Consider the following 22,671-nt stretch of genomic DNA (forward strand, 5'->3'; position numbering starts at 1 on the left):
TCATAGGCTCCAGCGCGAATATATCTCGTGACGAACTGTTGGCCAGGCGTGATGCGCACGAAGACTTCGGCATAAGCTTCGGGCAACACGTTCCCCTGCGGGCCTCGCGGCCTGCATGCCTGTTATGGGGGTTGGGAAAAACCGGGAGGCGTCGCGTTGCCTGCCGCGTGCCTCCGTCAGACGCTTGTGCGTCTCACACGGTATGGCGAACCGGCATCAAGCCTCCGGTGCCACTGCGCCGCGCCGCTCGACGATCATGCGATACGCCTCCGGACGACGGTGCTTTGCAAAATTGAAAGTCGTGCTCTTGTACGAGTGGCACAGATCTAGGTCGCAACGCGCGATGGCGAGTTCGTCGCCTTTGGTCGAACACGCGGCCACGACTTCACCCGACGGCGCGATGATGCAGCTACCACCGATCATCTCGCAGCCCTCTTCCTTGCCCGCCTTGGCCACGCCGACGACCCATGTGCCGTTCTGATAGGCACCCGCCTGCATCACCAACTGATTGTGGAACATCGACAGATCGTCGTGCTCTGGCGCAGGCGGGTTGTGGACCGGCGTGTTGTAGCCGAGCAGGATCATCTCGACGCCTTGCAGGCCCATCACGCGGTAGGTCTCCGACCAGCGGCGGTCGTTGCACAGCGCCATACCCATTACGCCTCCGAAACCCCGCCACACTTCGAACGAATCGCCCGGCTCGAAGTAGTACTTCTCCAGATGCTGGAACGCGCGCCACGGCTCGTTCTCTGCATGGCCCGGCAAATGCACCTTGCGGTACTTGCCGATGATGTTGCCGTCGGCGCCCACCAGAATCGACGTGTTGAAGCGGTGCGGCCGGCCTGCGTCGTCGAGCGCGATTTCCGCATACCCCAGGTAGAAGCCGATGCCCAGACGTTTGGCCGTGTCGAACAGCACCTGCGTTTGCGGACCGGGCATTTCGCGCTCGTAGAACGCGTCGATTTCGACCGGGTCTTCCATGTACCAGCGCGGGAAGAACGTCGTGAGCGCCAGCTCAGGGAAGACGACCAGGTTGCAGCCCATCGCGTGGGCGTTATGCAGATGTGCGAGCAGACGCTCCATCACGTCGGCTCGGGAATCGGCGCGCTGGATCGGTCCGAGCTGCGCGGCGGCGACGTTGACGATACGGGACATTACGTTTTCTCCTTGATGAATCCTCGAATCCCTGCGCGTCCGATGTGCCGGACGCCTCCTCCAGGGGTACTGCCTGACATATATTGGGTATGCGTTTCGATCTTCGGCTCGGCCTCAACTGGCCAACTCGGTCATCAGCGCGAGCAGCAGGTTCGCCCCGGCGCCGATGTCAAGGTCGTGGGTATACTCCGCCACGTTGTGCGAGAGACCCTTCACGCTCGGCACGAAAATCATGCCCGCCGGACACACGCGAGCGAGCATCTGGGCATCGTGCCCTGCCCCGCTCGGCATACGTCTGACCGAATGACCGCGCTCACGCGCCAACGACTCGACCCGCGCGACAATGCGCTCGTCGAATTGCACCGGCGCAAAGTCCGCGAGCGACCGATGCGAGATGCGTACGCCCTCCGCTTGCGCAAGCGCCTCGGCCTTCGCGAAGACACGACGCACTGCTTCCGAAAGCACATCGGCATCGGTATTGCGAAGGTCCAGGGTAAAGACCGCACGATTCGGAATCACATTGATGAGGTTCGGCGATACCGTGACATGCCCGACCGTCGCCAACTGACCACCACCGAGTTCGCGCGCGAGATCCCGCGCGAAACTGGCAATCGCGTAGGCGACATAGCCCGCATCGTGACGCATGCCCATCGGCGTTGTACCGGCATGATTCGACACGCCCTCGACCGTGAACTCGGTCCAGTGAATGCCCTGCACGCCTGTCACCGCACCGATCGTGATGTCCTCATGCTCCAGCACCGGCCCTTGTTCGACGTGAAGCTCCACGAACGCATGCACATCGGGACGATCAACCGGTTGCGGGCCCGAAAAGCCGATACGCGTGAGGTTCTCTCGCACCGTAGTGCCATCGATGCCGACCGTCTCCAGCGCGTCGTTGAGCGGCATGCCACCGACGTAGACCAGGCTGCCCATCATGTCCGGCGAGAAACGCGCGCCCTCCTCGTTCGTGAAGAACCCGACAGCGAGCGGGCGGCGCGTGACGATGCCCGCATCGTTGAGCGAGGCAATGACTTCCAGACCTGCAAGCACGCCGAGGTTACCGTCGTAACGCCCGCCCGTGCGCACGGTGTCGATATGCGATCCGGTCATCACCGGCGGCCCGTCTTCCAGACCGGCGCGTACGCCGACGACGTTGCCGATAGCATCCACGCTCACCGACAACCCGAGCTCGCGCATCCAGCCTACGACGAGCTTGCGGCCTTCACCATCGGCGTCGGTCAGCGCCAGGCGGCAGCAGCCACCGCCGTCGATGGCACCCACTTCGGCCAGCGCCGCAATGCGCGCCAGCAATCGCGGTAGATCGATGCGCAAACCGGCGATCTCGTTGTCTGAAGATACGGTATTGAGAAGCGTACTCATGAGGTGTCTCGTCGCTCAGGCCGCGCGCGCCTTTTGGACACCCGCCGCGTCAGCCGTCACGGCTTGCGCGGGCTTGCCGACGATCTGCTCGTACAGCGCCGGATCTGTCGCGCCTTCGCTACCGAAGACCAGCACCCGGCTCAACGCGTCGAGTCCCAGCTCCGCACGTGCCCGCGCATCGGCCGCAGCACCCAGGCATCCGGCAAGACCGGCGACGGCCGATTCGCCCGCGACCATCGGGGCGTCTCCATAGCGGCCGTCCGCGAGAATGCGCATCGTTTCCATCGCAGACGCGTCGTCAATGGTCAGGAACGCCTGTGCCCCCGGACGCAGCATTTCCCACGCGAGCAGCGAGACTTCACCGCACGCCAACCCGGCCATCACCGTATCGAGGTCGCCATGCACCGCCACCGGCTCGCCTGCGCGCGCGCTCTCGTACAAGCAAGCCGCCTTGTCCGGCTCGACTACGATGAAGCGCGGACGTGCTTCGCCGCGTGCTTCGAGCGTCTCCCAGAAATGCGCGAGCACCGCGGCGGCAAGACCGCCCACGCCGCCCTGCAGGAAGACGTGCGTCGGGCGTTGGCCCGATTCGTCGCCGAACTGGCGCAGCGCTTCGTCGGCCATCACGGCGTAGCCCTGCATCACATCCTTGGGCACATCCATGTAGCCAGGGTACGACGTGTCCGACACGACAAACCGGCCCAGACGTTCAGCGTCTTCGGCGGCCTGACGCACGGCGTCGTCGTAGTTGCCCGCTGTACGCACGACCTCGGCGCCGTAATGCGCGATGGCGTCGACGCGGCCCTGACTGACGGTCGCATGCACGTAGATCACGCACTGGCAGCCGAAGCGCTCTGCGCCCCATGCCACCGAGCGGCCATGATTGCCGTCGGTCGCACACGTCACACACAACGTGCGGGTCAGGTCGGCAAAGCGGCCCGAGAGCAGGTCGGCCACGCTTACGCCTTTTTCACCGGTACGCGCTTCGATTTCGCGGATGAGCAGACGACTCACCGCATAGGCCCCGCCCAGCGCCTTGAAGCTCCCCAATCCGAAGCGACCCGCTTCGTCCTTGTAGCGGATCTGCGCGACACCGGCGGCGCGCGCCAGCCCGTCGAGTGCGACGAGCGGCGTCTCGGCGTAGCCGGGCCAGCATGTGATTTCTCGCGCAGCCGTGGCAAATGCGTCGCCGCCCAGGATCGCGCGACGCGCTTCGCCATACGCGGCATCGGGTTCGACGGCCGGGTTCACAAAGCGTTGCAAGCGCAGATTGGGAAGGGGGTGGGTCATACAAACTCCTCGGTTTCTGGGTGGATCTGTCGGTATCGGTTCCGGCTATCGGCGCAAGTCGCCGTAGTCGTCGTGCAGGCGCTCGATGTGGGCAAGCCGCTCGCGTGCTGCGTCGCCAAGGGCAAGGCCCAGGCGGGTGCAAAGGTGGTTGATGACGCTCATGGCGGCCACATACGAATCAAACATGCCGGTTGTGCGGTTCACGCAGCGCAGCACGATGTCACTACGTGCGGGTAGTTCGGTCGCCGTCGGATCGGTCAGGATCACCACGCGGGCCCCCACACGGTTGGCGTGCTCCACCATCGGCCGGAGCAAATTCACGCGGCGGCGGAAGTCCATGACAACGAGCACGTCGTCTGCACTCAAGTCGGCAAGATCTTCCGCAAGGTTCAGGCCTGCACCGGGTACGAGCAGCACGCCATCGCGCACCTGTGTGAGCAATGCCCACATGTACTGGGCAAGCACGCGGCCATTGCGAAAACCTGCGATGAAAATGCGACGAGCGCTCGCACCCATCGCTACAGCGCGCTGAATATCCGCAGCGTCGATGCGTTCGAACGTGTGCGCGAGGTTCTGCAGGTCGGTGGCCAGATGCGCACCCAGCGCACCTTCCGGAGCGTCGCCCGTGGCTTCAGGAGCGGCAATGCCGGCCAGCGCGAACAGCGGCGAGCCGTGGTCGGCATCGTCACGCATGCGAGTGCGCAGGTCATTGAAGGTCTCGTATCCCAGGCGCTTGAAGAAGCGCGCCGCCGATGCCTTAGAGACTTCCGCCATTTCCGCGAGCTCGGTGGCGGAGTACGAGGCCAGTTGCGACAAGTGCGTTAGCACCACGTCCGCGAGACGCTTTTCACTGGGTGTGAAGTCGTCTTGCAGTTGCAGAATGCGATCTTGAAGCGTGCCGTTCATGGTGTTTTCCAATCAGCCCGACGATTCCTCGGCGGGCGCAAAGTTGCGGGTTCCAGCATGCTGCCACCGTCTGCGCCGTTTGCCTCGCAAGTTTCAGTGACCATCGTTTTTGGAACTTATGTTTCAGTAAACTATGTAAACGAAAATAAAGTGTCAAAAAGAAAAAAATAAAGCTACTGGCTCCAAACCTCCGTCGACGGCCAGGAAGGGAACAAAAAGGGCGAAAGGGAGAAAGGGTCCTGGGCTCGAATCGATCAAATCGCCGCCCAAATAAAAAATGCCCGCCGAATGGCGGGCATTGCATGCCGAAAACTGCAGGCGCCTCGCAGGCGACGGTTACGCGATACCGTCCAGCGCCTTGGCGAGACTCATCGAGTGCGGGAGGCGACTGCCACCGTGTTCGGCGAGTCGGCCAGCGGGACGAACTTGCGGGTCTCACCGTCAAGCGCGTCGATGCCGCCGGTTTCGATGTCGTAGACCCATCCATGCAGGTTCATACGGCCTTGCTCAAGCGCAAGGGCAACCGACGGATGCGTGCGAATGTTCGCCAGCTGCGCAATCACATTCTCCCTGACCAACCCGTCCAGCTTGGCACTAGGCGTGTCGTACGAATGCGCTGCATTGATTGCCTTCGCGGCGTCGGCGTGACGCAGCCAGTTGGCTACGGCGGGCATGTGGTCGAGACAGGTGCAGCGTGAAATCGCGCCCATCGCACCGCAGTCCGAGTGGCCGCAGATCACAATGTCCTGTACCCCCAATACCGAAACCGCGTACTCGACGGTAGCGGAAACGCCACCGGGTTCCGGTCCGTATGATGGAACGATGTTTCCCGCATTGCGAATGACGAATAGCTCACCGGGCTCGCGCTGCGTGAGCAGCTCGGGCACGACTCGACTATCCGAACAGGTAACAAAGAGGGCTTTGGGGTTCTGACTCGTGGCGAGTCGCTTGAAAAGCTCGACGCGCTGAGGAAAGGCCTCGCGCTGGAAACGCAGAAAGCCGTCAATGATGTCACGCATAGCAAATCTCTGAGTTAAGACGTCGGTGCAAGGGCGATCGCTTTGCCTAGCCATGATCCGCCATCGACCGGTGCTCATTATCCCCCATCCGCCTCCACAGCCCAATGCCCCGTCAGACGAACTTGGCACGAGGGCTGACTGACCATCGCACCGAAGCGACGCGAATCACCTGCCCTCCTGAGCGATGCACCCGAGCATCAAATGAGTCACAATCGAATCATAATGCAAACTCATATTTTCCACATTTTTCAATTTTGAGTCCAATTATTGACTCAGTGGAATTCATGAGCTACGGTTTGAGTCAGAGAATCAATTCGACTCATAACACCATCGGAAGGAAACGCTCAGTGAGTTCACCTCGACGGTATCGAAGCGGCGAGGCCGCAAAACTTGTAGACATGCCAGCCGCGACGTTGCGGATTTGGGAGCAGAGATACGGCGTAATCTCCCCGGCTACCAGCGCCTCCGGACAGCGCCTTTACTCCGACGAAGACGTGAGTCGGCTGAGAACGATCAAGTCGCTGGTCGACAACGGACGTCCCATCGGTGTCATCGCACGCCTGGACAACGCGCAACTGATGAGACTGGCGAGTGGCGCCAACAGCGCTTCTCTTGCCGAGCACACGCACGGCGCAACGCTGTTCGTCGTCGGTTTCGGGGACAGCGTCACGTCCGATCTGCCCGCCGGTGTCATGCACGAGTCGTTCGATAGCGTCGAAGAGATTCCGCACCTGGCCGAGGGGGCGGGTGCGGCGCGCGGATTGGCCGTACGGGTCGAGTCGTTGCATGAAGACACAATACTGTCCGTCGTCGCCGCTGCGCAGTCAGCCCATTGCGATCACGTCCTCGTCGTCTATGCATTCGGCACGCGTCAGGCCATCGAACTGGCTCGCCTTGCACGGATACGGCTGGCACGCACTTCCGATGCCTTGATCCATACAGACGAATTGCTTTCCGATTTCTTGCAGACATTGACGAATGCGGATGATGCAACGTCGGCGAACCGTCAGTTCTGGTCACGTACACCGCGTCGTTTTGATGAAGAGACGTTAAGCAAATTGGCGCGCCAGTCCTCAACCATTGCCTGTGAATGTCCCAAGCATCTCGTTGAACTGGTGCTGCAAATCGCAGCCTTTGAGCGTTATAGCGACGAATGCATATCGCGCTCCCCGGCCGACGCCCTGCTACATCGACATCTGGGCGATGCCGCCAACAGGGCTGTCGCATTGTTTGAAGACGCGCTGGCCGCAGTCGTCGAGCATGAGGGCTGGTCGCTCCCATTGCCCGCGCCGGTCTCACGACCGGACGACTGCTGACCCTCCGTCCCCCATCACTCTTCACAGGTCAGCCATGAGAGACCTCGTTGGCACGAGAACATCGCTGCGCATACCGTTGCTGGGTCTGCTTTCGTTCATGCTGATATTGCTTTGCGCGTGCGCCAGCACGAAGCCCCCTCCGGGCGTGGTTCCCGTATCGCCATTCGATATCGGTCGCTATGAGGGGCGTTGGTATGAGCTCGCACGTCTGGACCACTCATTCGAACGGGGCATGACCGACGTATCCGCAACGTACGCCCCGGCACAGGACGGTAGCGTCAAAGTGCAGAACCGCGGGTTCGATCCAGTGAGCGGTCGGTGGAAGGAGGCAATCGGCAAAGCGCGCTTCACCGGGGCGCCGGACGTCGCGTCACTGAAAGTTTCGTTCTTCGGACCCTTTTACGGTGGCTACCATGTAGCGGCGCTGGATCCCGACTATCGATGGGCGTTGGTGCTCGGGCCCGATACCGGGTACTGCTGGATTCTGGCTCGGGAGAAGCATCTTGATGACGCCCAGCTGAAGCAGATCGTGGCACGCGCAAAGACACTCGGCGTCGATACTGAGTCGCTGATCTGGGTGAGTCACAGTCGGGTGGACCCCACGCAATGACATGCCTGGCAAGCCCTGCTCCTCCAGCAAGGTCCGCCAAGAGGACGGCCGACCGGTCGTCTGCCGATCATCACAGGAATCCAGTCTCCCGCAAATACATCACCGGTCGCATTTCAAAAAATCTCGTCAGAAGTGCATCCGGTGACGCCCCCTCTTCGTATACATCGCAACGACACTCACATGCCGGAAATGTCACCGATGCTAACGACTGCCGTGATGACCCTGTGCGGGCTGATCATCGCCTTCGCTTTGGCCTGGGTATTGCAGAAACAAACGAGAAACGCTGGCTTGGTCGATCCGATATGGGCTGCCGCACTGGCTGCGGTGGCCATATTCGTGGCATTGCAGGGCACAGGAGATGCCCTCACCCGGATTTTTGTCGGCGTAGCCGGTGGCGTCTGGGGCGTGCGCCTTGCTGTGCATCTGTGGCGTCGAAATTGGGGCAAGCCTGAAGACGCACGCTACCGGGCCTTCCGCGAGCGATGGGCGGCGGCGGCCGACCGCAACATGTTCTGGTTCTTCCAACTCCAGGGCGTGATATCGATGTTGCTCGCGGTCGCGTTCTTTGTTCCGGCCTTCAGCGCTCAGGCCGCCTCGCCACTGAGTGTGGGCGTCGCGGCGCTAATCTGGGCGAGTGCGATTGCAGGAGAGACGGCCGCTGATCATCAGTTGCGCAACTTCGTATCCGATCCCGCACATCGGGGCCAGGTCTGTCGCGCGGGATGGTGGCGGTACTCGCGCCACCCAAATTATTTCTTCGAATGCCTGCACTGGTGCAGCTACGCCGCACTCTCCATCTCGATGCCGTGGGGATGGACGACGCTTTTTCCCCCGCTGCTCATGGCATGGCTGCTGCTCAAGGTGTCGGGCATCCCACTGCTGGAGGCGCACCTGATGGCCACCCGCCCGGCCTACCGGGAGTACATGAAAACCACCAGTTCGCTGTTCCCCTGGCCGCCGAAAGCCTCTCGCCAGGCGTGATCGGCTTGACAAACATCCGCTTGCACGGAGTACGACATTATGACTGTCTCTCTTACGCAGCCACCTTCGATCAGCCCCAGCGCCACCGAAGCATCGGGGTTGATCCGGCTTTGTGAGTTGGGTGTGGTGCCCGACGCGCTGTTACGCGCCGGAATGCGACGACTGATACGTCAACGGCTCAGGCAGGAGCACGCGTCACACGTGGAACGCAGCGTGTCGGCGCTGTCGGACCTCGTGAAAGAACTGCGCGCGAGTCCCATTGCCATTGCGGCTCAGCACGCCAATGCACAGCACTACGAGGTGCCCAGCGAGTTTTTCCAAGCTCATCTGGGGCCTGCGATGAAATACTCCTGCTGCTACTACGAGCACGAGGAGACAACGCTGGAACAGGCCGAACAGGCGATGCTGGAGCGTTATGCCGAGCGCGCACAGCTCGCCGACGGACAGCGCATCCTCGATCTCGGCTGTGGATGGGGATCGCTCGCGCTGTGGCTGGCCGAGCGGTACCCCAGCGCCCAGATCGTCGGGCTTTCCAATTCCCATGGTCAACGACGGTTCATCGAAGCGACGGCCGAAAGACGGGGGCTGCACAACCTTCGGATCGTGACAGGCAACGTCGCAGACTTCGACTTTTCCGACGATGTCCCTGCGCAATTCGACCGTGTCCTGTCGATCGAGATGTTCGAGCACATGAAGAATTACGGTGCGCTGATGCGCAAGATCGCGCACTGGCTCGACGATCGGGGAATGTTGTTCGTGCACATCTTTGCGCATCGCTATCTGGCCTATCACTTCCAGGATCGGGACGGCTCCGACTGGATGTCGCGACATTTCTTTACTGGCGGCACCATGCCGAGTGCCGATCTGCTGCTTCACTTCCAGGACGACCTGCGCCTGACCGACCGGTGGTGGGTCGATGGGCAACACTACGCACGCACGGCCAACGACTGGGGCGATGCGCTCGACGCCTCCAGAGCGACGACACTCCCGCTGCTGGAGGCGGCCTACGGAGCGCAGGCTCGTCTGCAATTTCAGCGCTGGCGCATGTTCTACATGGCCGTCGCGGAGCTGTTCGGCTACGCCCGGGGCCAACATTGGGGTGTGGGCCACTACCTGTTCGAAAAGCGTCCAACGACCGTCGGAGGCACGCCGTGATCAGACATTCGGCCGCAGGCGCGGCACTCGTCTTCGCGGTACTGGCCGGTTGCTCCGGCTCGCCACCCAACCCGAATCCGCTCGCGGACGTGCCGCTCAAGGTCGCACCGGTCGATTTGCCACGCTATATGGGCCGTTGGTATGTCATTGCCAATATTCCCTATTTCGCGGAGCGCGATTTCGTCGCAAGCCGTGCCGAATGGGCGCTACGCGAAGACGGGCGCATCGACGATCACTTCTACGGGCGCAAAGGCGGGTTCGACCAACCCGAGCGCCACTATCAATTTGTCGACAGCGTTGTGCCCGGCAGCGGCGGCGGCCATTGGCGCGTGCGGCTCTTCTGGCCGATCTACGTCTCGCAACTCACTTTGTACGTGGATCCGGATTACCGCTACACGCTGCTCGGCTACCCGGACAAATCGCTGGGCTGGATATTTTCGCGTTCCCCAACGATGGACGACGCGACGTATCGCTCCCTACTGACGCGCTTATCGGCCATGGGCTATGACATATCGCGATTTCGACGCGTGCCGCAATTGCCGGAGCAACTCGGGAAGCCCGGCTTTGCACCATCTGAAGGATCTGACTGACGGAGAGTACGTGCAATGAGTCCAACGACGGTTCTACCTCCCGGGCAACGGATTGCGGTGATCGGCGCAGGGATCTCGGGGCTGGCCAGCGCGTATCTGCTCGCGCGCAAGCATCGGGTGACGGTATTCGAGGCGGGCGAATATGCGGGCGGACACACCAACACGGTCGATGTCGAGCTCGACGGCATGCGCGCGCCCGTCGACACGGGCTTTCTCGTGTTCAACGAGCGCACTTATCCAAACCTCATCGCCCTCTTCGACGAGCTTGGCGTGCGCTCCATCGCCAGCGACATGTCGTTCTCCGTGTCCGTCGGCAGCGGTGCGCTCGAGTGGGCAGGGACCAATTTGAATACCGTCTTCGCACAACGCAGAAATCTCTGTTCACCGAGTTTTCTCGGCATGCTGCGTGACATCATGCGATTCAATGCTGCGGCGCAACGCCATCTCGAGAGTGCCTCGCGCGACCGACAGTCCGTCGGCGAGCTGCTGCTCGCGCATGGTTATGGCCAGCCGTTCCAGCAGCATTACCTGCTGCCCATGGCGGCGGCAATCTGGTCGAGCCGCGCGACCGATATTCTTCGATTTCCGGCGGTCACGTTCCTACGGTTCTGCCAGAATCACGCCCTGCTGCAAATCCGGGATCGGCCGCAGTGGCGCACGGTCGCTGGTGGTGGCCGCGAGTACGTCAGGCGGATTACCGCCACGCTGGAGGACGTTCGACTCCGAACGCCGGTGAAGCAAGTGACGCGCGACAGCAATGGCGTGACGATCTGTTTTGGCGACGCACAGGCCGAACGCTTCGACGCGGTGGTGATGGCCAGCCATACCCCAACGAGTCTTCGTTTGCTTGCAGACGCCGATCCCACGGAACGCCGCGTGCTCGGCGGCGTGCGCTATCAGCCCAACATTGCCGTGCTCCACACCGACCCGACGCTGCTCCCCCGGAGCCGACGCGTATGGTCGGCATGGAATTATGTGAGTCACGCGAGCCGCACGACTGCCGACGCTGCCCCGGTTTGCGTGAGCTACCTGATCAATCAGCTCCAGGCCTTGCCATTCAGCACGCCGGTCATCGTGACGCTCAACCCGGTACGAGAGCCCGCGCCGTCGACGGTGCTCGGCCGTTATGCCTACGAGCATCCGTTACTCGATCTCGCCGCAGTGGACGCACAGTCGCTCCTTCCGGCGTTACAGGGGCGTCGGCGAACCTGGTTCGCCGGAGCGTGGACCGGCTACGGGTTTCACGAGGATGGCCTCAAATCCGCGCTGCGTGTCGCCCGGGATTTCGACGTTCTGCCGTCATGGGCCGCCCTATGATCCCGACCAGCCCAACCGATCCGACGGACGCCCCGGCCGCCTGGCTACTCAAAGGGCGCGTCATGCACGAACGTCTTCACCCCGTCGCGCACCGCTTCACGTACCCCTTGTTTCAGATCTCTTGCGACGTTGCGCGGATGAACACGTTGGTGCGCTGGTGGTTCGCCGTGGACCGACGTCGCCTTCTGAGCCTGAAGTCGTCCGACTACGGGGCGAGAGACGGTCGTTCGCTGGACATCTGGATGCGCGAACGTCTCGCCGAAGCCGCGATTCCTGCCGACGGTGTCATCTGGCTGCAAACCATTCCACGCATCGCCGGTTTCGCGTTCAACCCGGTGAGCTTCTGGTATTGCCACGATCGCGCGGGAGACCTGCGCGCGATCTACGCGGAAGTGAACAATACGTTCGGTCAGCATCACGGCTACTTGCTGTGCGCGCCGGGTGCGGCCCCCATTCGAGGCGATACCGCGCTCCAGTGTCGCAAGACGTTTCACGTCTCCCCGTTCTGCAAGGTCGAGGGACAGTATGCATTTCGCGTCAACCGACACGGGCGGGTGTGGTCGGTCGGCATTGATTACTACGTGGACGGCCAGCGACTTCTGCAAACCGCCATCGGCATGCATGCCGAGCCGCTCACCGGCCTGGCTGTGCTGAAGGCGATGCTCGGCGCGCCGTTCAATGCCCTGAGCGTCGTTATTCGAATTCATTGGCAGGCACTGCGGCTATGGCGCAAAGGCGTGCCGTTCCACGGAAAGTCGCCATTAGATCGGGAAATCAGATCATGACCCTGCTTCGCCTTCTTTCCCCTCAGACGGCAGTCCCGCTGGGTGCCCGAGTATTCTGTGCCTTGTTGCAGCGTCTTAGCACCGGCCATCTGACACTCGTGACACCCGACGGCTCAGTACAAGTTTTCGGCAAATCCAGCGACTCGCCGGGCGCCACGCTTCAGATCCACGACTGGCGCGCCTGTCGTCAGATCCTGCGCGCGGGCGATATCGGCTTTGCCGAAGCCTATATTGCGGGGTGGATCGATACGCCGGACATCGCCGCACTGCTACGCCTGGCGCTACGCAATCGGTCCTCGATTGAAAGACCGATCGTCGGATCACGATTGAGCCGGATCTGGTTTCACCTGCGGCACGCGATGCGCCGGAATTCGCGGGCGGGCAGCCAGCGCAACGTCCATGCGCATTACGATCTGGGTAACCCGTTCTACGGCCTGTGGCTGGACCCGACCTGGACCTATTCGAGTGCGCTGTTCGAGGGCGATGCGCAACGCTCACTGTCCGACGCGCAGTGCGCCAAGTACCAACGCATTATCGACACACTCGGATTGCGTCCTGGCGACGAAGTACTGGAGATCGGGTGTGGCTGGGGCGGATTTGCCCTGCACGCAGCGCGGCAAGGCATTTCGGTTCACGGCATCACGCTGTCGCAGGAGCAACTGGCGCTCGCGCGCCGCCGGATCGCCGACGCCGGTCTGGCGCACGCGGCAACCGTGTCGCTCACAGACTACCGGGACGTTCAGGGACAGTTCGATGCCGTGGTGTCCATCGAAATGTTCGAGGCGGTCGGGCAGGCCTACTGGACGCCCTTCTTCAGCTTGCTGGCGCAGCGCCTTCGCCCTGGCGGTCGCGCGTTGATCCAGAGCATCACGATTGCGGATGAGGCGTTCGAAGCCTATCGCGAATCCAGCGACTTCATTCGGGAATTCATTTTCCCGGGCGGCATGCTGCCGAGCGTGCCGCGCTTTGTCGCCGCAGCGCGAAGCGGTGGCTTGCATGCCCGTGAGACGCTGAAGTTCGGCCCGGACTATGCACGCACACTGAATCTGTGGCACGCGGCGTTTTCGTCCCGAATCGACGACGTCCTCGCGCAAGGATTCGACGAATCGTTCATCCGCACGTGGCGCCTCTATCTGAAATATTGCGAAGTGGCGTTCGACGAACAGCGCATCGACGTGAATCAGTTTCTGCTCACGCGCGACGACTGACCCGGTCACATCGGGAGCATTTCCCCCATTTTCGGTAAACTGTCGGTTTCCGGGAGGCATTGCCCTCCCGCAGCTTATTCAGTTCCCCATGTCGAATACCCACGAAATCCGTCCCGGCCAGTCCATTGAACTGCTCAAGGAACTCCACATCCTGACGCGCGACGGCAAGATGAATCAGGACAGCCGACGCAAGCTCAAGCAGGTCTATCACCTGTTTCAGTTCATCGAGCCGCTGCTACAGGAAGTCAAGAACGACAATGGCCGCGTGACGCTCGTCGATCACGGTGCCGGGAAGTCCTATCTGGGCTTCATCCTTTACGATCTGTTCTTCAAGGCACTGGCTGACGATTCGCATATCTTCGGCATCGAAACCCGTGAGGAACTCGTCAAGACCTCCACGGCGCTGGCGCAACGCCTCGGCTTTCCGGGCATGTCGTTCCTGAACCTGTCGGTCGCCGATTCGATCACCTCCCCGGCATTGCCCGAAACGGTCGACGTCGTCACTGCACTCCATGCGTGCAATACCGCAACGGACGACGCCATCCGGTTTGCGCTCGCCAAGCAAGCCCGTCACATTGTGCTCGTGCCCTGCTGTCAGGCCGAAGTCGCCGCCGTCCTGCGCAAACACAAGGGGCAGCAACTGGCAGGCAATCCGTTGACGGAAATCTGGCGTCACCCGTTGCACACGCGCGAATTCGGCAGCCAGGTCACCAACGTGCTGCGCTGCCTCCAGCTCGAAGCCCATGGCTATCAGGTCAACGTGACCGAACTGGTCGGCTGGGAGCACTCGATGAAGAACGAGCTGATCATCGCCCAGTACAAGGATCTGCCGCGTCGTCGTCCTGCCGAGCGTCTGGAAAGCGTGCTGGCGTCGCTGGGACTCGAAGAAATGCGTGAACGTTTCTTCACCACCGACGCGCCAGCCTCCGTCGCCGAAGCCTAAATCTCCACCGCGCGATACCCCGGTTGCCGGAACGGATGCGCTTCGGCAAATTCCGGCATCTCGAAGCAGCGCTTCGTCAACTCAGCCACCCGGGGAAATTCGTCCATGTCGACCTGATACAGATCGGCAATGATCTTCTGACCGGCGACGCAGATGTCCGCGAGCGTCGGTGTCGCGCCGACGACGAACGGTGCAGCCGGGCGCACCATCAGCATCCGCTCGTACGTTGCCAGCCCCGCCCTCCCCCAATGCGCGCACCAGGCCTCGATGGCGTCGGTGCCCACGCCGTACGTCTGCGCCAGATGCTTGCGAACGCGCGGCACGACAAACGGATGTGAATCCGCCACGTGCACCTGCGCGACCGCACGGACATACGCGCGTTCACGCGCGATCTCCGGCATCAATCGTGGTTCGGGAAACACCTCGTCCAGATACTCCATGATCGCCATCGACTGAAAGACGTGATGGCCGTCGTGAACCAAGGTCGGTACCACGCGCTCGGCATTGACGTGCGCATAATCGGCGTCGAACTGACGTCCCGCAAGAATGTCGACCTCGATCTCCTCAAACGGGAGCTTCTTCAAGGCAAGCGCAACCTTCACGCGAAACGCAGCGTTCGAACGCCAGAATCCATAGAGCTGAATTGTCATTGCGATAGTCCAATCGTCGTGTTGTCGAAGAGACGCAAATGCACTGTGCAGGCCTTAGCGTCACACACGATTGCATTTGCAATTCAATCGATGGGAATGATGCCATTTGACGATTGCATATGCAACAAATTGCGCTGATCAGACACCCTCTTTACGCGTATCGCAGGCGATTACCGCAGCAGTATCAGAGCCTGCGCTTTGCCCCCACTAACCGATAAGCCCCTGTCCGCTCCATGGGCTTCTTGCATTGAATTCTATATTTCCATATTATTAGAAACATCAAACCCAATGCCAAAGCCTTCCATGTCAATCGTGCCGCCGCCACCGACCACTGCTCTGAAGCCGGAGTATCTCGACGAGACCATCGCGGCCCGGCTCGGCCTCCCCGCCGACCCGCCGGTTCGTATCCTGATGTTGTACGGTTCCTTGCGCGAACGCTCCTACTCACGTCTTGTCACCGAGGAAGCGGCTCGACTGCTCACACGGATGGGCGCTGAGGTCCGCATCTTCGATCCGCGCGGTCTGCCGATGCCCGACGAGACGACTGGCGAGCCCCATCCCAAAGTCAAAGAGCTACGTGATCTGTCGCTCTGGTCCGAGGGCCACGTCTGGTGCAGCCCCGAGCGGCACGGCACGATTTCCGCCGTCATCAAGAACCAGATCGATCACCTTCCCTTATCGATGGGTGGCATCCGTCCGACACAGGGCCGAACGCTCGCCGTGATGCAGGTGAGCGGTGGATCGCAATCGTTCAATTCCGTCAATCAGTTGCGGCAACTCGGCCGATGGATGCGGATGTTCACGATCCCGAACCAGTCATCGGTTGCCAAAGCGTTTCAGGAGTTCGATGAGGACGGTCGCATGAAACCGTCGGCCTACTACGACCGTGTCGTCGATGTGATGGAAGAGTTGGTGAAATTTACGCTGTTGCTGCGCGACAAGCGCGATTATCTGGTCGATCGTTACAGCGAGCGTGTGGAAGCCGGAACGCCGATTGATCCGGTGACGGATCTATCCAGCATCGCCCTCGGTGCCTCACTGAACGCCCGCTGAACGTCCGCTAAGGCAGAGGCACATCGCCGTCACATCAGCACTTGCGCGGTGACACCGGCTCGCACAGCCCCGGCACGCCGCCACAGCAGTTTTCGGTTAGGAAGCCGATCAGCGCATTCATCTTCTCGATGGACGCCGCGTAGTAGATATACCGGCCTTCCTGCCGTGCAGTAATCAGCCCCGCGTTCGCGAGTTCTTTCAAATGGAAGGACAGTGTGGCGTTGGCAAGGCCTAGCGCTTCGGCGATGTTGCCCACGCTCAGCCCGTCCGGCCCGGCAACGACCAGAAGCCGGAACACGGCGAGACGATTGCCTTGCGCCAACGCAGCAAGGGCCTTTACGGCATCGGTATCGTTAAGAGCAGTTTGCATGGCGTCAGACATTGAGGTCATCCGCATTCCTCGCGGATTCATTATTTCTATATTTCTGGAATTTTAGATCAAATGATACAAGCAGACACCCCAAAGCGCCACGTGTTGTTCCTTTGTACGCACAACTCGGCCCGCTCGATTCTTGCCGAAGGCATTCTGAACGACCTCGGTAGCGAGCGCTTCGTCGCCCACAGCGCGGGCAGCCAGCCCGCTGGACAACCGAACCCGCATGCATTGGAATTGTTGTCGTCGCGCGGCATCGATACATCGTCTATGCGAAGCAAATCGTGGGACGAGTTCGCACAACCTGACGCACCGCGCATCGATTTCATCTTCACCGTCTGCGACAACGCGGCCGGCGAGACGTGTCCGATCTGGCCGGGGCACCCGGCCAAAGCGCACTGGGGTGTGCCCGATCCGTCGCAAGTACGAGGCGAGCCGGAGGAGGTGCGCAAAGCCTTTCTTCAAACGTATCTGCAACTCCGCACACGCATCGAGCTGTTCCTCGACCTTCCCCTGGAGAAGCTCGAAGTGGCAGACGCACAACAACGTCTTCAGGAAATGGCGAACCGGCTACGCGCCCGGGGGCAGTGATGACGGATAAGTCTCAACAGACTGGCAGCGACAACGGCGCAACGCCGGCCCCGATGCGAGCCTTCGAGCGATATCTCTCGATCTGGGTGCTCCTTTGCATGACGGTAGGCGTGTTCGTCGGACATGCGACACCTGCACTCGCCGAGTCGGTGTCACGGATTGAATTCGCTCACGTCAACATCGTGGTCGCAGCACTCATCTGGGTGATGATTGTTCCGATGCTGCTCAAAATCGACTTCAGCGCACTGGGCCGTGTGACAGAACACTGGCGCGGTGTCGTCGTCACGGTGGCGATCAACTGGCTTGCCAAGCCATTCTCGATGGCGCTTCTCGGCTGGTTGTTCGTACGTCACCTCTTTGCAACGTGGTTACCGGCGGATTCGCTCGACAGCTACATAGCAGGCCTGATCCTGCTTGCCGCCGCACCTTGCACCGCGATGGTTTTCGTGTGGTCGCAACTGTGCCGGGGTGACGCCCACTTCACACTGGCGCAGGTCGCGCTGAACGACGCCATCATGGTCGTCGCTTTCGCGCCCATTGTCGCGCTACTGCTGGGCGTGTCCTCGATCACGGTGCCTTGGGCGACACTCGTTGTGTCGGTGTTGACGTATATCCTGATTCCCGTTGGGATCGCACAGGGATTGCGTCGCATCATGCTCCGACGCAGTCGCAAGACACTCGATACTGTCGCGGCCGCCGCCGCGCCGTTCTCCATGGCGGCATTGCTCGCGACGCTCGTCCTCTTGTTCGCCTTTCAGGGAGAAACGATTGTCGCGAATCCTGTCGTGATCGGATTGCTCGCCATTCCCATCGTGGTTCAGGTACTGCTGAACGCGGGACTTGCCTATCTGCTGAATCGAAAGCTCGGCGTTGCGCATTGCGTGGCCGGTCCATCGAGCCTGATTGCGGCAAGCAACTTCTTCGAATTAGCGGTCGCAACGGCCATCAGCGTGTTCGGGATGCGGTCCGGCGCAGCGTTGGCGACAGTCGTCGGCGTGCTGGTCGAAGTCCCGCTGATGCTTGTCGTCGTTCATGCCGTCAATCGTTCGAAGCATTGGTACGAAACAAGCCTCACCAGATAGACCGTGCGCAGTGGCCTCGGGAAAAGCTGAATGACAGAAATTCATCACTTCTTGAAATGGATGACAAACACGGGCATTTCGGCCAGAATTTCCCCGGCTCGCCGGATTCGGTCAGACGCACCCGGCATGCCACCTCCCGATGCACCGACCAACTCAGCAGAAGGCTCAAGAAATGTCACATCCTGTCTTTCTCGAGAGTCCGCCGTGGCCACGCATGCCGGAGGGCCGTAAGGGCGAATTGAAGACGTACTTCTCCGCCGACGGCCCGTCGCTGGAAGCCAATGCCTATCTTCCGCTGTTCTGGCGGGTGCTCTTTTCCGTCGAGGACATTCACTTTGCCTACGTCATCGACGAGTTCGACCCGGACGACGAAGCCGTAGAAATCGAAGAGTTTCTTGAAGGCGCGACGCAAGCGGAAAAGGATGCGAAGTACCCCTATCTGGTAACGACAAAGGCGCTGGCGCTCGAACGTGCCGCCCGTCGACGCGACAACGTGATCGAGCTGCTGGGCGAACGTTACCGGCCGATCTTCGACGCCTTCGTCAACTACCTCGGCACTGCGTACGGCGGGTTCATCCTCGTGCGCACCGGCGGCCTGCCCGACGTGACCGACGCCACCGAGTGGATAACCACCGAACTTGAACAAGTAGCGGCACTGGATCACGGCGCACACGTCCAAGCCGCACTTGCCGACGAAATCGAAGACCTTCGGCGTATCTCCGATACCGATGCCGTCTGGCGCTCGACCGGCACCGGCAATCCGCGCGCCGAGGTGAATCCGTGGCCGAGCCGGTCGCTGGTGGAGACTTTCCCGGCATGCGCGCCTCGCTCGCGTCCTGCAGCAGCAGAGCGTCCGCCTGCCGTCGAGAAGCATCAATACAGGAATCCCAACGCGTTCGACAAGGCGCTCGAATGGGTGGCCATTCTGATGTTTGCTGCGGTCGCCGTCTGCACCTGGGCCGTCACCCGGTCGGTCTGGAAAGCGGTTGTCGCGACGGTCGTTGTCACCGGCATCATGGCGTGGCTGCTGGTGCGGGTGCGACGAACTCGCTGACACCGCGACGCTCAGCCAGACGGCGCGGGACAAATCAGTCCGCGCCGATCATCGCATCGAGCCCTTTGAGCCATTGCACACGGGCGGTCGTCTCTCTCGACGCCTGCCCGTCGCGGCAGGCCTGAGCGTTCGGATGGCCTTCGGACGGACACACGACGGCAATCAATCCACTCTCAGCGACTGCAAACGCACGCCACTTTTCATTCGATGTCCGAACGGCATTGTTCGACGCTGGCGGTAATCTCCGCATCATTCGGCGGCCCCAACGGTCGACCTCGGCGTTTGCGGCATGACCCGGCGTCTTTGCGCACGCCAGACGTGCGTCCTTCGAAGCGGCGGTCGAGACCTCACCGCAATCGCGATAGCGGGCGAGCGTCTGTGCCCGCCGTTGTGTCAGCAGCATGACGTCATTGGCGTTCGCGGGCGCGTACATCGTCCCATGCACGGTGGCGTAGACAGCGGCGATGAGCTTCAGATCGGCATCCCGGCTCGCAAGCCACGCGCGTTGTGCCGCGAGTAACGCCGGGCGCGCCGTTTCCGGCAATGTGTCGCGCAACGATTGATAGTTGACATTCAGACGGGCGTCCCACGCTTGCGTGGCATCGTCGATGCACTCGTCCTGCCCGCCGGTGGACTGCTTTTCAGGATCGGCAAGACATCTGGCGAGGATCTGATCGATGTTTCCGGGCACGCCGGACGCTGGCGCATCGGCCGCCGTGGCGGCACACGACAGGCAGAGGGCCAGCGCAGGCAGGCCACACAGTAGCAAGCGATTCACCATATCGGTTGTCGTTCCGGCAGGAATCTCGGATTAGCGGATTCAAGCGCGTGTGCCATAAAAAATCAAGCATCCCTCAAATGGTGGATGCATCGAGTCCTCTCCCGTGACTGTCCTCCTGTCAAAACAGCACCACAAAAACGCAGGGGGAAAATATGGCAGACGTCTACAAGCGGGCCCACCGCGCGAAACTTGCCCTGCCGCCGCAGGCTCAGTCGTAATGCGACGCGGCCAGCTTGTTGAGCTTGTCCCTTGCGCCCGGCGTTTAGTCACCGGACGCACCGGGTGCATCGGACATGCGCCCGACCTCCTCCGGCTTTACAGCGAGACGACTTCCAGAATCGCGTCGGCGAACGCCTTCGGGGCTTCCTGCGGCAGGTTGTGACCGATGCCGCCGCCGATATCGCGGTGCTGATACTTGCCGGTGAACTTCTTCGCATAGGCCGCCGGGGCCGGATGCGGCGCGCCGTTGGCGTCGCCTTCCATCGTGATCGTGGGCACAGTGATCGCCGGGGCCGTCGCGAGACGTTTTTCCAGTGCATCGAACCGCGCCTCACCTTGCACGAGGCCCAGACGCCAGCGGTAGTTGTGAATCACGATGTCCACGTGATCGGGGTTGTGGAACGCGGCAGCCGAGCGCGCGTACGTCGCGTCGTCAAACTGCCACTTCGGCGACGCCAGTTGCCAGATCAGCTTGTTGAACGCGTCGGTGTTGGCGGCGTAACCCTTCGCACCGCGCTCGGTAGCGAAGTAGAACTGATACCACCATTGCAGTTCGGCTTGCGGCGGCAGCGGCACCGCATTGCCCGCCTGACTGCCGATCAGATAGCCGCTCACGGAGACCATCGCCTTCACGCGCTCCGGCCAGAGTGCCGCGACGATGTTTGCCGTGCGCGCGCCCCAGTCGTAGCCGCCGAGAATGGCTTGATCGATCTTCAGCGCGTCCATCAGGGCGATGATGTCGGCCGCCACCACGGCTTGCTGTCCGTTGCGCGGAGCGCTGGCCGAGAGCAGACGCGTCGTCCCATAACCGCGCAGGTACGGCACGATCACGCGGTAACCGGCGGCGGCCAGCAGCGGCGCAACGTCCACATAGCTGTAGATGTCGTACGGCCAGCCGTGCAGCAGGATGACAACCTTGCCATTCTTCGGTCCGGCTTCGGCGTAACCGACGTTCAGGTCGCCGGCGTCGATCTGACGGATCGCTTCGAACGACGTGTGACCACCGACCGAACCTGACGCACCGGCAGACGAAGCCGCATTGGCCAGTTGCGACAGCCCCAATTCAGCGAGCGTGACACCTGCGAGCGTGGTGCCAAGAAGACGACGACGGCGAAGATTGACCGGATCCGACATGACTGATGACCTCTCTGAGTAATATTCCGGCGGCTGCCGGGATTAGCTCCAACCTCACACCTGCGGTGCGTGCCGAGCGCTTACCCGTAGTTATATCGGCGAGTTCATCGTCGTTTATGTCCGAATGTATCTGGCCGGACAAGTGACACATACGGATTCAAAAAACCCCGGTTTCCCGGGGTAATTCGAGGGATGGAGCGGCGCTGGCCGCCCCCGTCACCCCGGACGACAGGTCTTACTTGACGCTGGCGACCGCGTCGAGAATCACCTTCGCCACGTCGGCCGGACGCGACTGCTGCGGCACGTGGCTCGTCGGCAGCTCCGTTACCTTCGCACCGATCGTGCGCGCCATGATGCGCTGGGCTTCCGGGTTGATCATGCGGTCGTTCTGGCTGATCACGAACCACGACGGCTTCTGGTGCCACGAGGCGACGCTGATCTTTTCGCCAAACGCCGATCCCTTGATCGGGCCCTGCGTCGCGGCCATCACGCGCGCTTGCTTGGCGGGCACGTCCTGCGCGAAGAACTTGGCAACGACTGCCGGGGGCAGGCTCAGCCAGCCGCTGGCGTCGGCCACGATATGATCGATGCCCGGTGCCTTGGGCAGGTCTTTCGAGAGCGTTTCGACCGACTGACCGGCGTCCGGCGCGAAGGCGGATACGTAGACGAGGCTGGCGACCTTGTCGTCCTTGCCCGCTTCGGTGATAACGGCGCCGCCCCACGAGTGGCCAACGAGCACGACCTTGCCCGGCTGATTGTCGATGGCGCGTGTGGCGGCAGCGACGTCGCCGGAGAGCGAGTCGAGCGGGTTCTGCACTGCCGTTACGGGGACACCCTTTTCCTGGAGGATGGCGACGACCTTGGCCCAGTCGGAGCCGTCGGCGAACGCGCCGTGAACGATCACGACGGAAGGCGCGCCGTCGCGGGCGGTGGCCGCAGGGGCAGCGTGTGCGGAAACGGCAGCGCCCAGCAAACCGGCGCTAAGCAACATGGCGGCGAGAGTAGAATGGCGGTTCATCGAAATCTCCTTGATTCGGGAAAACGAGCCACGAGGTTGGCTCGACTGGTTGCCAGTGTCG

General features: G+C 61.7%; 23 protein-coding genes. 13 read left to right on the forward strand and 10 right to left on the reverse strand.

Features of this window, described 5'->3' with window-relative positions; all coding sequences use genetic code 11:
• Positions 1-216: 216 nt before the first annotated feature.
• The 5 genes from NA29_RS12185 to NA29_RS12205 all read right to left on the reverse strand — a co-directional run bounded on the left by NA29_RS12185 (position 217) and on the right by NA29_RS12205 (position 5,750).
• Positions 217-1,155, reverse strand: coding sequence for an N-carbamoyl-D-amino-acid hydrolase (locus NA29_RS12185; protein ID WP_039398465.1), 939 nt, complete (start codon positions 1,153-1,155; stop codon positions 217-219).
• A gap of 114 nt (positions 1,156-1,269) precedes the next feature.
• Positions 1,270-2,535 carry a Zn-dependent hydrolase gene (locus tag NA29_RS12190; RefSeq protein ID WP_052252873.1) on the reverse strand — a complete coding sequence of 422 codons (1,266 nt, stop codon included), beginning with the start codon at positions 2,533-2,535 and terminating at the stop codon, positions 1,270-1,272.
• A gap of 15 nt (positions 2,536-2,550) precedes the next feature.
• Positions 2,551-3,825, reverse strand: coding sequence for a diaminopropionate ammonia-lyase (locus NA29_RS12195; RefSeq protein WP_039398466.1), 1,275 nt, complete (start codon positions 3,823-3,825; stop codon positions 2,551-2,553).
• A 45-nt stretch (positions 3,826-3,870) separates the two neighbouring features.
• Positions 3,871-4,731 carry a MurR/RpiR family transcriptional regulator gene (locus tag NA29_RS12200; protein WP_039398467.1) on the reverse strand — a complete coding sequence of 287 codons (861 nt, stop codon included), beginning with the start codon at positions 4,729-4,731 and terminating at the stop codon, positions 3,871-3,873.
• 368 nt (positions 4,732-5,099) lie between these two features.
• A complete protein-coding gene (locus NA29_RS12205) occupies positions 5,100-5,750 on the reverse strand; it encodes a carbonic anhydrase (protein ID WP_039398468.1) in 651 nt (216 codons plus the stop codon).
• A 284-nt stretch (positions 5,751-6,034) separates the two neighbouring features.
• Here NA29_RS12205 and NA29_RS12210 point away from each other — a divergent pair, with 284 nt between their 5' ends.
• From NA29_RS12210 to NA29_RS12250, 9 genes are all read left to right on the forward strand, one after another.
• Positions 6,035-7,066, forward strand: a complete 1,032-nt coding sequence (locus tag NA29_RS12210; RefSeq protein WP_072633270.1) for a MerR family transcriptional regulator — start codon at positions 6,035-6,037, stop codon at positions 7,064-7,066.
• Between the two features lie 97 nt (positions 7,067-7,163).
• On the forward strand, positions 7,164-7,676 hold the full coding sequence (locus tag NA29_RS12215; RefSeq protein WP_224786792.1) for a lipocalin family protein: 513 nt from the start codon (positions 7,164-7,166) through the stop codon (positions 7,674-7,676).
• A 198-nt stretch (positions 7,677-7,874) separates the two neighbouring features.
• Positions 7,875-8,657 (forward strand): DUF1295 domain-containing protein, encoded by a 783-nt coding sequence (locus NA29_RS12220; protein WP_095178446.1) that lies wholly within the window; start codon positions 7,875-7,877, stop codon positions 8,655-8,657.
• Positions 8,658-8,696: 39 nt separating this feature from the next.
• Positions 8,697-9,812: an SAM-dependent methyltransferase gene (locus tag NA29_RS12225; RefSeq protein WP_039398470.1), complete on the forward strand. Its 1,116-nt coding sequence runs from the start codon at positions 8,697-8,699 to the stop codon at positions 9,810-9,812.
• Positions 9,809-10,402: a lipocalin family protein gene (locus NA29_RS12230; RefSeq protein WP_039398471.1), complete on the forward strand. Its 594-nt coding sequence runs from the start codon at positions 9,809-9,811 to the stop codon at positions 10,400-10,402. Before NA29_RS12225 ends, NA29_RS12230 begins: the two co-directional genes overlap by 4 nt.
• 15 nt (positions 10,403-10,417) lie before the next feature.
• Positions 10,418-11,719, forward strand: coding sequence for an NAD(P)/FAD-dependent oxidoreductase (locus NA29_RS12235; protein WP_039398472.1), 1,302 nt, complete (start codon positions 10,418-10,420; stop codon positions 11,717-11,719).
• Entirely contained in the window at positions 11,716-12,504 is a 789-nt protein-coding gene (locus tag NA29_RS12240; RefSeq protein WP_052252875.1) for a DUF1365 domain-containing protein, read from the forward strand. The genes NA29_RS12235 and NA29_RS12240 overlap by 4 nt, the downstream gene beginning before the upstream one ends.
• Entirely contained in the window at positions 12,501-13,712 is a 1,212-nt protein-coding gene (locus NA29_RS12245; protein ID WP_039398473.1) for an SAM-dependent methyltransferase, read from the forward strand. Before NA29_RS12240 ends, NA29_RS12245 begins: the two co-directional genes overlap by 4 nt.
• Before the next feature lie 88 nt (positions 13,713-13,800).
• On the forward strand, positions 13,801-14,655 hold the full coding sequence (locus tag NA29_RS12250; RefSeq protein ID WP_039398475.1) for a class I SAM-dependent methyltransferase: 855 nt from the start codon (positions 13,801-13,803) through the stop codon (positions 14,653-14,655).
• On the opposite strand, the gene maiA is transcribed toward NA29_RS12250, so the two are convergent.
• Complete coding sequence (gene maiA / locus NA29_RS12255; protein ID WP_039398477.1) at positions 14,652-15,305, reverse strand: maleylacetoacetate isomerase; 654 nt, start codon at positions 15,303-15,305, stop codon at positions 14,652-14,654. The two genes, NA29_RS12250 and maiA, sit on opposite strands and share 4 nt — an antisense overlap.
• A gap of 303 nt (positions 15,306-15,608) precedes the next feature.
• Here maiA and arsH point away from each other — a divergent pair, with 303 nt between their 5' ends.
• Positions 15,609-16,358: an arsenical resistance protein ArsH gene (arsH, locus tag NA29_RS12260; RefSeq protein ID WP_039398479.1), complete on the forward strand. Its 750-nt coding sequence runs from the start codon at positions 15,609-15,611 to the stop codon at positions 16,356-16,358.
• A gap of 34 nt (positions 16,359-16,392) precedes the next feature.
• Here arsH and NA29_RS12265 read toward each other — a convergent pair whose 3' ends face one another.
• The gene (locus tag NA29_RS12265; RefSeq protein WP_039403242.1) at positions 16,393-16,728 is read right to left on the reverse strand and encodes an ArsR/SmtB family transcription factor; all 336 of its coding nucleotides are present in this window, start codon (positions 16,726-16,728) and stop codon (positions 16,393-16,395) included.
• 72 nt (positions 16,729-16,800) lie between these two features.
• Here NA29_RS12265 and NA29_RS12270 point away from each other — a divergent pair, with 72 nt between their 5' ends.
• The 3 genes from NA29_RS12270 to NA29_RS12280 all read left to right on the forward strand — a co-directional run bounded on the left by NA29_RS12270 (position 16,801) and on the right by NA29_RS12280 (position 19,458).
• Positions 16,801-17,322: an arsenate reductase ArsC gene (locus tag NA29_RS12270; protein ID WP_039398482.1), complete on the forward strand. Its 522-nt coding sequence runs from the start codon at positions 16,801-16,803 to the stop codon at positions 17,320-17,322.
• Complete coding sequence (arsB, locus tag NA29_RS12275) at positions 17,322-18,404, forward strand: ACR3 family arsenite efflux transporter (protein WP_039398483.1); 1,083 nt, start codon at positions 17,322-17,324, stop codon at positions 18,402-18,404. Before NA29_RS12270 ends, arsB begins: the two co-directional genes overlap by 1 nt.
• Before the next feature lie 172 nt (positions 18,405-18,576).
• Positions 18,577-19,458, forward strand: coding sequence for a hypothetical protein (locus tag NA29_RS12280; RefSeq protein WP_150777256.1), 882 nt, complete (start codon positions 18,577-18,579; stop codon positions 19,456-19,458).
• Positions 19,459-19,492: 34 nt separating this feature from the next.
• On the opposite strand, the gene NA29_RS12285 is transcribed toward NA29_RS12280, so the two are convergent.
• The 3 genes from NA29_RS12285 to NA29_RS12295 all read right to left on the reverse strand — a co-directional run bounded on the left by NA29_RS12285 (position 19,493) and on the right by NA29_RS12295 (position 22,610).
• Complete coding sequence (locus NA29_RS12285; protein ID WP_052252876.1) at positions 19,493-20,239, reverse strand: lysozyme inhibitor LprI family protein; 747 nt, start codon at positions 20,237-20,239, stop codon at positions 19,493-19,495.
• A gap of 315 nt (positions 20,240-20,554) precedes the next feature.
• Positions 20,555-21,592, reverse strand: coding sequence for an alpha/beta fold hydrolase (locus NA29_RS12290; protein ID WP_039398487.1), 1,038 nt, complete (start codon positions 21,590-21,592; stop codon positions 20,555-20,557).
• 235 nt (positions 21,593-21,827) lie between these two features.
• Positions 21,828-22,610: an alpha/beta fold hydrolase gene (locus NA29_RS12295; protein ID WP_039403248.1), complete on the reverse strand. Its 783-nt coding sequence runs from the start codon at positions 22,608-22,610 to the stop codon at positions 21,828-21,830.
• Positions 22,611-22,671 lie beyond the last annotated feature (61 nt).

The organism is Pandoraea sputorum (assembly GCF_000814845.2).
Classification (GTDB): Bacteria; Pseudomonadota; Gammaproteobacteria; order Burkholderiales; family Burkholderiaceae; genus Pandoraea; species Pandoraea sputorum.

Coding starts and splice junctions, on each gene's coding strand:
- NA29_RS12185 (WP_039398465.1), bottom strand. CDS start 1,155: ATGTCCCGTATCGTCAACGTCGCCGCCGCGCAGCTCGGACCGATCCAG.
- NA29_RS12190 (WP_052252873.1), bottom strand. CDS start 2,535: ATGAGTACGCTTCTCAATACCGTATCTTCAGACAACGAGATCGCCGGT.
- NA29_RS12195 (WP_039398466.1), bottom strand. CDS start 3,825: ATGACCCACCCCCTTCCCAATCTGCGCTTGCAACGCTTTGTGAACCCG.
- NA29_RS12200 (WP_039398467.1), bottom strand. CDS start 4,731: ATGAACGGCACGCTTCAAGATCGCATTCTGCAACTGCAAGACGACTTC.
- NA29_RS12205 (WP_039398468.1), bottom strand. CDS start 5,750: ATGCGTGACATCATTGACGGCTTTCTGCGTTTCCAGCGCGAGGCCTTT.
- NA29_RS12210 (WP_072633270.1), top strand. CDS start 6,035: ATGAGCTACGGTTTGAGTCAGAGAATCAATTCGACTCATAACACCATC.
- NA29_RS12215 (WP_224786792.1), top strand. CDS start 7,164: ATGCTGATATTGCTTTGCGCGTGCGCCAGCACGAAGCCCCCTCCGGGC.
- NA29_RS12220 (WP_095178446.1), top strand. CDS start 7,875: ATGCTAACGACTGCCGTGATGACCCTGTGCGGGCTGATCATCGCCTTC.
- NA29_RS12225 (WP_039398470.1), top strand. CDS start 8,697: ATGACTGTCTCTCTTACGCAGCCACCTTCGATCAGCCCCAGCGCCACC.
- NA29_RS12235 (WP_039398472.1), top strand. CDS start 10,418: ATGAGTCCAACGACGGTTCTACCTCCCGGGCAACGGATTGCGGTGATC.
- NA29_RS12240 (WP_052252875.1), top strand. CDS start 11,716: ATGATCCCGACCAGCCCAACCGATCCGACGGACGCCCCGGCCGCCTGG.
- NA29_RS12245 (WP_039398473.1), top strand. CDS start 12,501: ATGACCCTGCTTCGCCTTCTTTCCCCTCAGACGGCAGTCCCGCTGGGT.
- NA29_RS12250 (WP_039398475.1), top strand. CDS start 13,801: ATGTCGAATACCCACGAAATCCGTCCCGGCCAGTCCATTGAACTGCTC.
- maiA (WP_039398477.1), bottom strand. CDS start 15,305: ATGACAATTCAGCTCTATGGATTCTGGCGTTCGAACGCTGCGTTTCGC.
- arsH (WP_039398479.1), top strand. CDS start 15,609: ATGTCAATCGTGCCGCCGCCACCGACCACTGCTCTGAAGCCGGAGTAT.
- NA29_RS12265 (WP_039403242.1), bottom strand. CDS start 16,728: ATGCAAACTGCTCTTAACGATACCGATGCCGTAAAGGCCCTTGCTGCG.
- NA29_RS12270 (WP_039398482.1), top strand. CDS start 16,801: ATGATACAAGCAGACACCCCAAAGCGCCACGTGTTGTTCCTTTGTACG.
- arsB (WP_039398483.1), top strand. CDS start 17,322: ATGACGGATAAGTCTCAACAGACTGGCAGCGACAACGGCGCAACGCCG.
- NA29_RS12280 (WP_150777256.1), top strand. CDS start 18,577: ATGTCACATCCTGTCTTTCTCGAGAGTCCGCCGTGGCCACGCATGCCG.
- NA29_RS12285 (WP_052252876.1), bottom strand. CDS start 20,239: ATGGTGAATCGCTTGCTACTGTGTGGCCTGCCTGCGCTGGCCCTCTGC.
- NA29_RS12290 (WP_039398487.1), bottom strand. CDS start 21,592: ATGTCGGATCCGGTCAATCTTCGCCGTCGTCGTCTTCTTGGCACCACG.
- NA29_RS12295 (WP_039403248.1), bottom strand. CDS start 22,610: ATGAACCGCCATTCTACTCTCGCCGCCATGTTGCTTAGCGCCGGTTTG.